The organism is Psychromonas aquimarina ATCC BAA-1526 (genome assembly GCF_000428725.1).
GTDB classification, from domain to species: Bacteria; Pseudomonadota; Gammaproteobacteria; order Enterobacterales; family Psychromonadaceae; genus Psychromonas; species Psychromonas aquimarina.
In genome coordinates, this window is the sequence record NZ_AUAM01000010.1 from 60943 (window position 1) to 73464 (window position 12522).

The 12522-nt window shown below is 40.2% G+C and carries 13 protein-coding genes; 10 read left to right on the forward strand and 3 right to left on the reverse strand.

Annotated elements, in window-relative coordinates; genetic code table 11:
* Window positions 1-14: 14 nt before the first annotated feature.
* The 7 genes from ptsI to G337_RS0103230 all read left to right on the forward strand — a co-directional run bounded on the left by ptsI (window position 15) and on the right by G337_RS0103230 (window position 7777).
* Complete coding sequence (ptsI, locus tag G337_RS0103200) at window positions 15-1736, forward strand: phosphoenolpyruvate-protein phosphotransferase PtsI (RefSeq protein WP_028862596.1); 1722 nt, start codon at window positions 15-17, stop codon at window positions 1734-1736.
* 81 nt (window positions 1737-1817) lie between these two features.
* A complete protein-coding gene (gene crr, locus G337_RS0103205; protein ID WP_028862597.1) occupies window positions 1818-2327 on the forward strand; it encodes a PTS glucose transporter subunit IIA in 510 nt (169 codons plus the stop codon).
* Window positions 2328-2445: 118 nt separating this feature from the next.
* On the forward strand, window positions 2446-2796 hold the full coding sequence (locus G337_RS0103210) for an ArsC family reductase (protein ID WP_028862598.1): 351 nt from the start codon (window positions 2446-2448) through the stop codon (window positions 2794-2796).
* A 9-nt stretch (window positions 2797-2805) separates the two neighbouring features.
* Complete coding sequence (gene dapE / locus G337_RS0103215; protein ID WP_028862599.1) at window positions 2806-3942, forward strand: succinyl-diaminopimelate desuccinylase; 1137 nt, start codon at window positions 2806-2808, stop codon at window positions 3940-3942.
* Complete coding sequence (locus tag G337_RS0103220; RefSeq protein ID WP_028862600.1) at window positions 3936-4607, forward strand: M15 family metallopeptidase; 672 nt, start codon at window positions 3936-3938, stop codon at window positions 4605-4607. The genes dapE and G337_RS0103220 overlap by 7 nt, the downstream gene beginning before the upstream one ends.
* 24 nt (window positions 4608-4631) lie before the next feature.
* Window positions 4632-5009, forward strand: coding sequence for a PilZ domain-containing protein (locus G337_RS0103225; RefSeq protein ID WP_028862601.1), 378 nt, complete (start codon window positions 4632-4634; stop codon window positions 5007-5009).
* Window positions 5010-5419: 410 nt separating this feature from the next.
* Complete coding sequence (locus G337_RS0103230; RefSeq protein ID WP_028862602.1) at window positions 5420-7777, forward strand: PilZ domain-containing protein; 2358 nt, start codon at window positions 5420-5422, stop codon at window positions 7775-7777.
* A 16-nt stretch (window positions 7778-7793) separates the two neighbouring features.
* Here G337_RS0103230 and serB read toward each other — a convergent pair whose 3' ends face one another.
* Window positions 7794-8837 carry a phosphoserine phosphatase SerB gene (gene serB / locus G337_RS0103235; protein ID WP_028862603.1) on the reverse strand — a complete coding sequence of 348 codons (1044 nt, stop codon included), beginning with the start codon at window positions 8835-8837 and terminating at the stop codon, window positions 7794-7796.
* A 149-nt stretch (window positions 8838-8986) separates the two neighbouring features.
* Here serB and G337_RS0103240 point away from each other — a divergent pair, with 149 nt between their 5' ends.
* Window positions 8987-9604, forward strand: coding sequence for an AhpA/YtjB family protein (locus G337_RS0103240; protein WP_028862604.1), 618 nt, complete (start codon window positions 8987-8989; stop codon window positions 9602-9604).
* Between the two features lie 64 nt (window positions 9605-9668).
* Here the strand turns inward: G337_RS0103240 and G337_RS0103245 are convergent, their stop codons facing one another.
* Window positions 9669-10250, reverse strand: a complete 582-nt coding sequence (locus G337_RS0103245) for a Fe-Mn family superoxide dismutase (RefSeq protein ID WP_028862605.1) — start codon at window positions 10248-10250, stop codon at window positions 9669-9671.
* A gap of 222 nt (window positions 10251-10472) precedes the next feature.
* Here G337_RS0103245 and grxD point away from each other — a divergent pair, with 222 nt between their 5' ends.
* Window positions 10473-10811, forward strand: a complete 339-nt coding sequence (grxD, locus tag G337_RS0103250; protein WP_028862606.1) for a Grx4 family monothiol glutaredoxin — start codon at window positions 10473-10475, stop codon at window positions 10809-10811.
* Between the two features lie 64 nt (window positions 10812-10875).
* Here grxD and rnt read toward each other — a convergent pair whose 3' ends face one another.
* Window positions 10876-11490, reverse strand: coding sequence for a ribonuclease T (gene rnt / locus G337_RS0103255; RefSeq protein ID WP_028862607.1), 615 nt, complete (start codon window positions 11488-11490; stop codon window positions 10876-10878).
* 155 nt (window positions 11491-11645) lie between these two features.
* Here rnt and G337_RS0103260 point away from each other — a divergent pair, with 155 nt between their 5' ends.
* Complete coding sequence (locus G337_RS0103260; protein ID WP_028862608.1) at window positions 11646-12515, forward strand: flagellar protein MotY; 870 nt, start codon at window positions 11646-11648, stop codon at window positions 12513-12515.
* Window positions 12516-12522 lie beyond the last annotated feature (7 nt).

A 12522-nucleotide genomic window follows, 5' to 3' on the forward strand; every position in this document is an offset into this window, starting at 1 on the left:
TTAAAGGATCGAATATGATATCTGGCATTCTAGCGTCTCCTGGAATAACGTTCGCAAAAGCATTATTACTACAGGAAGATGAAATCTCTCTTAACACGGGTAAAGTTGATGACGTCAACAAAGAAATTGCTCGCTTCCTAGAAGGGCGTGACAAAGCGTCCGCTCAACTTGAGGTTGTAAAACAAAAAGCATTAGAAACATTCGGTGAAGAGAAAGAAGCTATCTTCGAAGGACATATCATGCTCCTTGAAGATGAAGAGCTAGAAGAAGATATCGTAGCTTACATCAAAGAAAACAAATGTTCTGCAGACTTTGCTATCAACTACATTGTTGAAGAAAATGCAAATATGCTTCAGGAGTTGGACGATCCTTATTTGCGTGAACGTGCTTCTGATTTTCGCGATATCGGAAGCCGTTTACTTAAAAATGTTTTAGGCATTGAAATTGTTAACTTAAGCAACATCTCTGAAGAAGTTGTATTAATTGCTAACGATTTAACACCTTCAGAAACAGCACAAATTAACCTTGATAAAGTACTTGGTTTTATCACCGATATCGGTGGTCGTACATCTCATACTTCTATCATGGCCCGCTCACTTGAAATCCCTGCAATCGTAGGTACTAATGATATAACTCAACGTGTTAAAAATGGTGACAACATCATTCTTGATGCGCTTAATAATAAAATCATCATTAACCCAAGTGCGGCTGAATTAGCAGAAGCTAAACAAATTAAAGCCACTTTCTTAGCTGAGAAAGAAGAGCTTGCTAAATTAAAAGACCTTCCAGCAATGACCCTTGACGGTCACCACGTTGAAGTCTGCTCAAACATCGGTACTGTAAAAGATACTGACGGAGCTAAACGCAACGGTGCTGAAGGCGTTGGTCTATACCGTACTGAATTCTTATTCATGGACCGTGATCAGCTGCCGACTGAAGAAGAACAGTTCATTGCTTATAAAGATGTTGTTCAAGCAATGGAAGGTAAAGCCTGTATTATCCGTACTATGGATATTGGTGGTGATAAAGACCTGCCTTACCTTGACCTTCCGACTGAAATGAACCCTTTCTTAGGCTGGCGTGCAATCCGTATCTGTTTCGACCGTCCGGAAATCATGAACCCGCAGCTGCGTGCTTTATTACGTGCTTCTGCATTCGGTAAAATCCGTATCATGTTCCCGATGATCATATCTGTTGAAGAAATTCGTCGACTTAAATCAATTCTTGCGGTACTAAAAGCAGAACTTACCGGTGAAGGTCACGCTTTTGATGAAGCAATTGAAATCGGTGTAATGATCGAAACACCAGCAGCAGCTGCTATCGCTCATCACCTGATTAAAGAAGTTGAATTCTTCAGTATCGGTACCAACGATTTAACCCAATATACACTGGCTGTAGACCGTGGTAACGAGCTTATCTCTGACCTTTACAACCCGATGACGCCGTCTGTATTAAGCATCATCAAAACAGTCATCGATGCTTCTCATGCTGCTGGTAAATGGACTGGTATGTGTGGTGAGTTAGCCGGTGATGAACGTGCTACATTACTGCTTCTAGGTATGGGTCTTGACGAGTTCTCTATGAGTGCTATCTCTATCCCTACTGTTAAGAAAATTATCCGTAATACGAATTTCTCTGATGTTAAAGCCCTTGCTGATGAAGCATTATCAATGGCAACGGCAGCTGAAATCGAAGCCCTGGTTAACGAATTTAATAAGACCAAAGGCATTAACTAATTATTTAAACGGGTTATAATGCAGTAAAGCAGACGCCCGTTTGATATTATATATCTATCAATAACAATTTGGAGTTAACCTATGGGTTTTTTCGATTCATTAAAAAAAGCAATTTCAGGCACTACAGAAACAGACGACACAATTGACATTATCGCACCACTTTCTGGTGAAATCGTAGCAATTGAAGATGTGCCGGATGTTGTATTCGCTGAAAAAATTGTTGGTGACGGTATCGCAATTCGTCCAACCGGCAGCAAAATGGTTGCACCTTGTGACGGTGAGATTGGTAAAATCTTCGAAACTAACCATGCATTCTCTTTAGAGTCTGACACTGGTATTGAGCTTTTTGTTCACTTCGGTATTGATACTGTAGAACTTAAAGGTGAAGGTTTCACTCGTATCGCACAAGAAGGCCAGAAAGTGAAAATGGGTGATACAATCATCGAATTTGATCTTGAGTTCCTAAAAGAAAAAGCAAAATCAATCTTAACACCTGTTGTTATTTCAAACATGGATGAGATTAAAGAACTGCAGAAGATGTCTGGTACTGTTGCCGTAGCTTCTGATGCGGTACTTAAAATCGTTAAATAAGTAAGCTTATTTATACTTTAAAAAAGAGCCGCTTATGCGGCTCTTTTTGTTTCTGCTAAGCACTGCTGTTTTTCTTTTTATTACTTGCTACAATCATTTCATTTTCAGCGGGTAAATCATGACAACAACTCTGTACGGCATCCCTAACTGTGATACGGTAAAAAAAGCGCAGAAATGGCTTTTACAAAATAACATCTCATATACCTTTCATGACTTTCGTAAAGACGGCTTAGATAAAACACTTATCGACTCATTCTTAGAAAACCTCTCCTGGTCAGATTTAGTCAATAAACGCAGTACCAGCTATCGACAACTCACTGATGCGCAGAAAAAATCACTAAGCGAAAGCACAGTAACGGATCTGTTTATTGAACTTCCGACTTTAATCAAGCGCCCTCTGCTTGTTCATAACAACCAGTATCAACTTGGTTTTAAGATTGAAACCTACCAGACTCTATTTTCATTATAAGGAAGTTCCATGTCAGACAGCCCTGTTTTGGCTTTACTCAAAGACTTAGTAAGCCGTCGTTCAATTACGCCTGAAGATGCCGGCTGTCAGCCGTTATTAATTTCAAAACTTGAAAAGCTGGGCTTTGAATGTGAAGTAATGATATTTGAAGATACCACCAACTTATGGGCGCGCCGCGGTACGGAAAAACCGTTATTCTGCTTTGCCGGTCATACTGACGTTGTTCCAACCGGCCCTGAAGACAAGTGGATATGTCCTCCTTTTGAACCGACTGTGATTGAAGGCCTGTTATATGGGCGAGGCACTGCCGACATGAAAAGCGGGATTGCGGCTTTTATGATCGCCCTGGAGCAGTTTATAGAAACACATCAGGATCATAACGGTTCAATTGCACTGTTAATCACCAGCGACGAAGAAGGTCCGTTTATCAATGGTACTACCCGTGTTGTCGATACCCTGGAAGCCCGCAATGAAAAAATTGATTATTGTATTGTCGGTGAGCCGTCAAGTACCGGCCGTGTTGGTGACGCTATTAAAAACGGCCGCAGAGGCTCGTTAACTGCGGATCTGGTAATCAAAGGGACACAGGGTCATGTCGCTTACCCGCACCTTGTCCATAACCCTATACACAGCTGCACCTGTGCACTGTCAGAGCTGGCGAATACGCAATGGGATAACGGCAATCAATATTTTCCACCGACTAGTTTCCAGATCACCAATTTTAACTCCGGCACCGGCGCGAGTAATATCGTACCGGGAGAAGCAGTCATTCAATGCAACTTTAGATACTCCACCGAATTAACTGCCGGACAGATAACAACACAGGTTGAATCGATTCTGCATAAACATGATCTTAACTTTGATGTTCAGTGGACTTACAACGGCTCCCCTTTTATCACCCAGCCCGGCTCGCTGACTGATGCGGTCGCTCAGGCGATTTTTGAAGTAAACGGTTTAACAACCGAACTTTCTACCAGCGGCGGTACATCAGATGCACGCTTTATCGCTCCTACCGGTGCACAGGTGGTTGAAGTAGGCCCGAGCAATAAAACTATTCATAAACTCAATGAATGTGTGAAAGTTGATGATTTAGAAGAGTTAGTGAAGATATATCAACTAACACTGGAAAAGTTATTAACGTGTTAGCACAGCAGTTAACCGGTCAGGTGACCTCTCACCTGACTGAAACCGGTAACGGCATTTTAATCCATCGAGATGCTGCCGCTGATTTTTGTGCGCTGCAGCAGGCGGCAGGATTAGCCGGCTTTAACCTGCAGATTGCCAGCGGTTTTCGCAGTTTCGAACGACAGCAGGCAATCTGGAATAATAAATATTCAGCTAAGACAGCGGTTTTAGATCAAAATGAACAGTTTTTAAATTTAGCGGCTTTATCAGAATTAGAAAAACTGCTGGCAATCCTGCACTGGTCTGCTTTACCAGGTGCAAGCCGACATCACTGGGGAACAGATTTCGATATCTACGATCCTGATTTATTACCTGCAGAGCAGAGCCTGCAGTTAACCGTCAGTGAGTATGAAAACAATGGATATTTCCATGAGTTAAACGCCTGGTTAAGTGAAAATATGCACTTATTCGGCTTTTACCGCCCTTATCAGAATTATCAGGGCGGGGTTGCGGCAGAGCCCTGGCACATAAGTTATTACCCGATTGCAGAAAAAGCACTCAAACAATTAGATCTACACCTCATTGAAGACACAATTATCAATAATAATGTGCTCGGGAAATCGCTAATTTGCCAACAACTACCTATGATATATAAACAATTCATATGTAATGTAAATCAATTGTAATTAACAACATGACGGGAATACACAATGTCAGAAAGACGTAAATTTTCACGAATCACCTTTGCCGGAAACTGTTCGATAAGCGCAGAAGCTTCAGGTGAAACAGAAACCTGGTCTACCGAGATCTTAGATATATCTTTAAAAGGGGCATTAGTCCTCAGCCCGGGTGACTGGAAAAACAGAGAAAATGTGCCGGTGCAGTTAAATCTGCAGCTTGAAGGCTCAGACATAGTCTTAGAAATAGGCGGCGTGACCTGCCACTATGAAGAAGGTTTATTAGGAATTAAATTCTTAACATTAAGTTTAGAAAGTATTTCCCATCTGAAACGCCTAGTGCAGTTAAACTTAGCAGATGAAAACTTACTGCACAGAGAGATGTCGCAGTTGATTAATATTGATGACTAGCTCAGTTTCTCTTTAAAATTTTCTTCTGTCTGCATTTTAACTGATGAGCAGCGGGCTCATCAGTTAAAGACACTGCTTATCGCGGTCATACATAAATCCATATCTCAGAGGCTGATTAGACGCCTAAGTGTTACCTGTATATTTTTTACTTTATAATACTTAATTAACTTAAGCAGATTGTTATTATCTTTGCTTTATATATGCATTTTACTCTTATCCATTGAAATCATTTACTATATTGTGCTTTACTCAGGGTATTAATTATTATTAAACAGATCATGCCTTAAAAGTTAGATATCAGTATTACTGGTGCAGATCACCTACAAAAGGCTAAACAATTCTCAGCAATTGCAGATAAAGTGATTAAAATTAATATAAAAAACAAGAACCGCGGATGAAAAAACTGATATATGGATTTTAAAGATTACCAGTCACAAATTAGAGAGCTTATTCCTTTACGGAATGCACCCGATTTTAATGATCTACTCAATAAAATTCTATTTGGTGAAACTACCAGTGTTAAATTCCTGATCAAAATGGAACTCAACCGTTTGTCGCAGCCGTGTCAGCGAATTATTGATTTAAGGCATAAAGTAACTGAAGATTGTCAGCTCCACCAGCAGGACGGTCTCAAGCATTACCTGACCAAAGATACCATTAAAGTTTTACAGGAAACAATTGAGCTTTACGGCCTTTATACTGTCGGCGTATATGAATACGTGCACTATTACCTTCTCCAGCAGAAACAGAGACAAACCGAAAAACACTTTTCAGACAGTGAATTACCGGTAAAAGAGGAGCAGTGTGAATTCTTGCGCCTTTCTCAGAAAAGCAAGCGCAGTGCACCGCGTATGTTTTTTGTTTCTGATGTACAGCTCATTCTTGAAGACGGCACAATTTTAAACGCACAAACCTCAAATATCTCATCATCGGGTTTAAAGGTAAAACTGCACGAAGATATTCATATGCTTAACGACCAGTACATAGAGGTCATTTTTACCGGTCTGAAAAACGAATACAGCGAAGCACTGCTTGAGAATAAAATTAATTATCAGTTAATCAAGCAGAAACATAACGATAACATCCACTATTTTTACTTAATGTATGCCGATGACAAAGATCTGTTCATCAATTTTATCCGTGAATTTATCCGTATCAATCAGCATAAATATAAGATTGATGTTCACTATTATTATCAGCTTGCCAAAATCAGCGCCTTAAAACATTGTTACCTGGCACAGATGAATTCATTACCGGTTTATCTTGACTGCAGCTCTTCCAGTCCTTTTATTTTTGCTTTGAAAAATAAATCCAATGAAAAAATAGTTAATGAATGGATTTGTGAAGGTAACAATCAGCTGCCGATACTGTTTAATGAACTGCGTCTGACTAAACAGCTGGCACGCATGCAGCAGTCAACCAGCACACTATACTGTTTCACCCACAGCAGCGGCGGTAAACAGTACTTTTTATCTGCAACTGAAGAGGAATTAATAGAAAAAAACTTAAAGAATTTATTTATTAGTTACGGGCAAGATAAAAGCAGCTGGCGGGTTTATCAGCTGACACTGCGCAAATACCAGTATCAGCAGAATCAGAACAATCATTACGATATAACCGAGCCTGTACCTGCAGAGTTTGAGCGTGCCACCCATATAGCCACATTGGAACCGTTAACTAAGGTCTATCCGCAGCCGGTCAGCGGCACAACGGATAAGTATGATTTAAGTACCTTAAACCAGTTTGTTCATATTCAGAATGAAGAAAATGAAGCGCGTATATTCACTCTGTTTTCAACCGAGAAGAGAAAAGAAGAACGTTACCTTTACGAAAGTCAGATAGTACTAAATGATAAAGGCCAGAATTATCAGGGAAAAATTCTAGACTTGTCATTATCAGGTTTAAAAATTCAGCTGGATAAAATCGTTTCTCTGGCACCGGGAAGCAAAGTAAGCATCAATTTAAAGGAACTGCAGAGAATTTCTAAGAAGTTCGTATTAAATCAGCTGCATTATCAGGTGGTTTGCGGAGGGCCGAATAACAGCTGGCATTTACAAGTTTGCGAAACAAACACTCTAAAAGTGACAAGCTCTTTTTTCGCGTTATTAATACAAAATAATGCCAAACACTTTGAGTGTTTACCATTAACAGCACCTAAACAACCGGCAGCTAAGCGTTTAATTGAAATATCCGAGGAAGCATTAACTAACTGCATTTTCTTTATCGGTAAAGAAAGCGGACGCCCGAAAATCAGATTTGCAGCGATAGACGTTCAGGATCATCCTCTGCATAAACTCTTTTCCATGTGCAGTGATAATCCGGCTGAATTGAATTACTACCCGCTGGCAAATAACCTGCTTTACGAGCGCCTGATAGCGCAGCCTTTTAAAAATATAGAAAATGAACCACTGCTGAAAGAGGCGCTGATTTATGTGCGCGCCGTGCAGAACCAAGATAAAGAGTGGCAGATACACAGTTTACTCGATAATGACTTTAAATCTGAGCAGGAAAAAAGAGACTTTATAATTAAGAGTGAACAGGAATCAATATTTTATGCACTGCATTACCGGCTTAGCGCATTAGACAAACCCGATTTAGCAACGATTAAACCAGAAATTCGCGCCATATCCAGGTTCGCAATTCACTTAACCAAAAAGCTTGAGGAAGAGTTAGCAGCGGTTAATGCCATGATCGAAATCTTTGACAGAAGCGAAGAGATATTAGACTCGCTTAATATAACCCGCTCTGCCAAAGGGAAGTCAACTTAAGCACTTTAAAAAGTGCTTAAAACCAGCTAAGTGAACTTGATGCACTCAAAATGCACAAAGCCCCCTGCAGATCTAAATGATTAAGCGAAACGGGGGCTTTCTCCTGCACAATAGGTTTAGCATGAATTGCAATGCCCACTGCCGAAGCGTCCATCATCACCAGATCATTTGCACCGTCGCCGATTGCAACCGTCTGTGAAAGCGGGATACCATAAAACTCTGCTAACTCGCCTAAGGTACGCGCTTTAACCTGTGCATTAACAATTTCTCCCACTACTTTACCTGTTAAACGACTGTCAGATATTTCTAAAGTGTTGGCAACCGCCGCATCAAAACCATGGTCATCTTTTAAGCGGTCGGCAAAATAATTAAAGCCGCCGGAGGCAATAGCAACCTTCCAGCCGGCGGCTTTCAGTCCCGCGATTAAAGTTTGTAAGCCCGGCATCAAAGGCATATTATCTGCAACTTGCTTCAGTATCGAGACCGGCGCATTTTCTAATTTGCCGACACGGGTGCACAGGCTCTGATTGAAATCCAGTTTCCCCTGCATGGCCAGAGCAGTAACAGCAGAAACCTGCTCCCCGACACCGAACAGTTCCGCTATCTCATCAATGCATTCAATCTGAATGGTTGTTGAGTCCATATCCATCAGAACTAACCCCGGCTGACTCCAGTCAGGAAAACGATCCATCAAAGCAAAATCCAGCTGATTATGTTTCGCGAAAGCAGCAATAACTACTTTAAGAGAGTCAGGGTAAATATCTAAAGCAAAACGCATAACAGTGACATTTTCAATCACTTCCGGTTTATGCAGACGAACACAGTCAGTCCCTTCTTTAGCCAGCAGCATCAAAAGGTTATTTAACTGCTCTGTGGTGAATGAGCGGCCCATTACAATCAGTTCAGCCTGCTGATCAAAATCATAATCCGGCAGCTCAATTAATCTTTCATTCTGGTAAAATAAACTATCTAATTCGCTAACTTGTTGTTTTAAATAATCTCTCCATTGAATTAATGATTGAGAATTTAAAGGAACTTGAAGTATTTCTTTGGTTTTCACAGTACAATCCCTATGCTTATAGATACCCTGCCCACCTGCTGGTGAGTTTAATAAGACTTGGGTATTTGAATTAAATGAATCGCACACACGATAACTATTGCATTTTAGCATTGCAAGTTTTACCGCGGCTTCTTAAGGAATAAGAACAAATGAACAAGAAAATGTATTATATTCTGCGTACATGCCAAATTAACGGCCTAATTATTGTGTGCACTGTAATTCTTTACCAGATTACCATGCTTCAAAGCACATCAAATCAGATGCGTTATCAGCAGACCGAAAAATTTTCATATTCTTTAACCAATTTAGCAGCGGCTGAAGCAACTCGTTACCTTTCGCAGAATAAAATAAAAGATCTGCAGCTGCTTATTGATGATTTAAGTAACGACCCTATTGTCCGCGATGCAACTGTTTATGATAATTTAGGGCAGATACTTTATCAGTCAACTGACTCATTACCCCTGCAGGTATTGTTAAAAATTACTGATTCAGACAGTGACGAAGCAAAAGGAGTTATTCCGTATATTGCAGAGCTATACAAAGAGGAAGAAAAGATCGGTTATATTCGAATAACCCTTGAGCAGGAGAAGATTTTAAGTTTAATTCATAATTATCAGGAAAAAGGGTTCTCAACCATGTGGCTGTTATTAACCCTGTCTTTTATAGCAGGTACAATTATCATGGCGCTCTTTTTCAGAAGAGCAGAAGCGGCCTATTACCGTTTAGCTACGCTGATTCCAAGGTTAATTAAAAGTAATAAGTTGTAATGATTCAATAAAAAAACCTTAATGCCGCCATTAAGGTTTTTTTAAACAGCTGGATAGAACTAAATTAAGCAAAATTTTTATTTACAAAATCCCAGTTAACTAATGCCCAGAAACCGTTCAGGTAATTAGGACGAACATTACGATAATCGATGTAATAGGCATGTTCCCATAAATCAACGGTTAACAGCACAGTTACTGTTTCGTCTGTTAAAGGCGTTGCCGCATTTGATGTATTAACAATATCTAGAGAGCCGTCCGCTTTTTTCACTAACCAGGTCCAGGAAGAACCAAAGTTATTGACTGCTTTATCATTCCAGGCAGCTTGAAACTCTGCAAAAGAGCCAAAATCTTTAGCAATCGCATCAGCAATTGCTCCCGTCGGCTCACCGCCGGCATTAGGTGCCAGACAGTTCCAGTAAAAGGTGTGATTCCAGATTTGTGCTGCATTATTAAATAACGGCCCTTGCGTCGTTTTAATAATCTCTTCTAAAGATTTAGATGCCAGATCAGTCCCTTCAACAAGACCGTTTAATTTTTGAACATAAGTTGCGTGGTGCTTTCCGTGATGAAACTCAAGTGTTTCAGCTGAAATATGAGGTTCTAATGCATTTATAGCAAAAGGTAGTGCTGGTAATTCAAAAGCCATGATTTTTATCCTCAATAGAATGTAATTACTTCATAACTATAAAGTAATTTATAGTCATTTGTCTGTTTAATAAAGCATTTGTGTGATTTAATTCTCGACAAGAAATTGATCTATGTCAATATTTATTTGTGGTATGCTGTTTTTATTAGCCCTAATATTTATAACGTTTTTTTAGTGATTAAATTTGGGTACAATCATTTAAAATACTAACTGGATTATACAATGGAAACTTTAGACAAAATCAAAAGCCAAATCAGTGAAAATGCAATTTTACTATATATGAAAGGCTCACCAAAACTGCCTAGCTGTGGTTTTTCATCACAGGCGTCACAAGCATTAATGCAGTGCGGCCACCCTTTCGCGTATGTTGATATCTTACAAAATCCGGATATCCGAGCTGAATTACCGAAATACGCTGACTGGCCTACTTTCCCGCAGTTATGGGTTGACGGTGAATTAATCGGCGGCTGTGACATTATTTTAGAAATGTTCCAGCAGGGTGAACTACAACCGATCGTTGCACAAGCGGCGGCAAAGGCAGAAACAGCGGCTGCAGAGTAACTAACTTATAAATGTAAAAAGGGATACTTAGGTATCCCTTTTTACATTTATAACCCAAAGACCTCTAAACCGGCCAGCCGCCCAGGGCTTTCCATTTGTTAACCATATGAAAAAACAGCTCTGCGGTTACTTCGGTATCATATAAGGCGGAATGTGCTTCATTATTATCATAGGGTATTTTTGCCTGTTCACAGGCCTTAGCAAGCACAGTCTGTCCTAATGTCAGGCCGGCCATGCTGGCGGTATCAAAACTTGCAAAGGGATGGAACGGCACCCGCTTTAAATTACAACGCTGCGTAGCCTGATTTATAAAGCCCTGATCAAACGATGCATTATGCGCAACCAGAATAGAACGGTTACAGCCGTTGTTTTTCTGATGCTTACGAACACATTTAAAAATCTCTGTTAATGCTTCACGCTCATCAACAGCCCCGCGTAACGGGTTAAAAGGATCAATACCTGTAAATGCTAAAGCTTTTGGATCTAAATTTGCGCCTTCAAAAGGCAGCACGTGAAAATGGATCTTCTCAGCACAATATAAATACCCCTGTTCATCCATCGCCGGCATGATAGCGGCAATTTCCAGCATAGCGTCTGTTTGAGAATTCAGGCCGGAAGTTTCAATATCGATAATAACAGGGTAATAACCACGAAAACGCGCAGCCAGTAAATATTCCATAGTTTACTCTAAGGTCAAAATAAGAATGGCGATTATACCCAAGCCGCATGTAAATGCGAGCTCCGCAGCAGGTTCAGAAAACAGATAATTTTAACTAAAGATTATTCAGCAGCTGCCGATATCTGATAGGACGCCTTAATTTAACGAGCTGAATTATGAAAAAAATAATATTAATTACACTGTTGTTCTGCATTAATAATGCTTTTGCGATTAATAAAAGCTATCAGGCAGATATAGATAACTCTCTATGGTACATATCCAGCTCGACACCTATTCAATGCACTCTGGAGCATCCTATCCCCCGTTACGGACAAGCCCATTTTGAAGCAAAAGCAAGTAAACAGGTTAACCTGGATTTTATACTGCACAGCAAAAAAGCAATGCCTAAAACCCGCATGGCAACGTTAAAATCGGTACCTCCGCAATGGAGGGCGGGTAGTCCGGCAGAGAAAATTGATACGGTGAAATTTTATCAGCAGTTTGACGGTTATGTTACACGTCAAAGTGCATGGCAGATGCTCAATGAATTAGAGTCAGGACAGTTCCCGACTTTTTATTTCAAAGACTGGTACAACAAAGAGCAGATCACCAGCGTCGGTCTATCCTCAATCAACTTTATAAAAAGTTACGACGATTTTAACAACTGTATAGACCAGCTCCTGCCCTATAACTTTGATGATATTGCCTACAGCATACTTAAATACAATAAAAACGGCATCAAACTGACGCCGTTTTCTAAAAAACGTTTGAAAATGATCGGCGACTATATCAAGCATGATGAAAATATCAGCGTTATTCTTGTGTCCGGTTATTCAGACAGTTACGGTGCCCGTTACCATAACCAGGAATTATCTGAACAGCGCGCAACTTCTGTAAAAGAGTACCTGGCACAACTAGGCCTAAACGATGAGAAAATTAAGGTCACGGGTTTTGGTGAAAAACATCATATAGCAGACAATCGCGACATTTTAGGACGTATGCAGAACCGTCGCGTGGTTATCTCCATTGAAAGAGAAGATATTTAGCGCCCCT

What these genes read in the sequence shown, in the direction of transcription:
- ptsI (WP_028862596.1), top strand. Translation starts at nt 15, where the DNA reads ATGATATCTGGCATTCTAGCGTCTCCTGGAATAACGTTCGCAAAAGCA.
- crr (WP_028862597.1), top strand. Translation starts at nt 1,818, where the DNA reads ATGGGTTTTTTCGATTCATTAAAAAAAGCAATTTCAGGCACTACAGAA.
- G337_RS0103210 (WP_028862598.1), top strand. Translation starts at nt 2,446, where the DNA reads ATGACAACAACTCTGTACGGCATCCCTAACTGTGATACGGTAAAAAAA.
- dapE (WP_028862599.1), top strand. Translation starts at nt 2,806, where the DNA reads ATGTCAGACAGCCCTGTTTTGGCTTTACTCAAAGACTTAGTAAGCCGT.
- G337_RS0103225 (WP_028862601.1), top strand. Translation starts at nt 4,632, where the DNA reads ATGTCAGAAAGACGTAAATTTTCACGAATCACCTTTGCCGGAAACTGT.
- G337_RS0103230 (WP_028862602.1), top strand. Translation starts at nt 5,420, where the DNA reads ATGGATTTTAAAGATTACCAGTCACAAATTAGAGAGCTTATTCCTTTA.
- G337_RS0103240 (WP_028862604.1), top strand. Translation starts at nt 8,987, where the DNA reads ATGAACAAGAAAATGTATTATATTCTGCGTACATGCCAAATTAACGGC.
- G337_RS0103245 (WP_028862605.1), bottom strand. Translation starts at nt 10,250, where the DNA reads ATGGCTTTTGAATTACCAGCACTACCTTTTGCTATAAATGCATTAGAA.
- grxD (WP_028862606.1), top strand. Translation starts at nt 10,473, where the DNA reads ATGGAAACTTTAGACAAAATCAAAAGCCAAATCAGTGAAAATGCAATT.
- rnt (WP_028862607.1), bottom strand. Translation starts at nt 11,490, where the DNA reads ATGGAATATTTACTGGCTGCGCGTTTTCGTGGTTATTACCCTGTTATT.
- G337_RS0103260 (WP_028862608.1), top strand. Translation starts at nt 11,646, where the DNA reads ATGAAAAAAATAATATTAATTACACTGTTGTTCTGCATTAATAATGCT.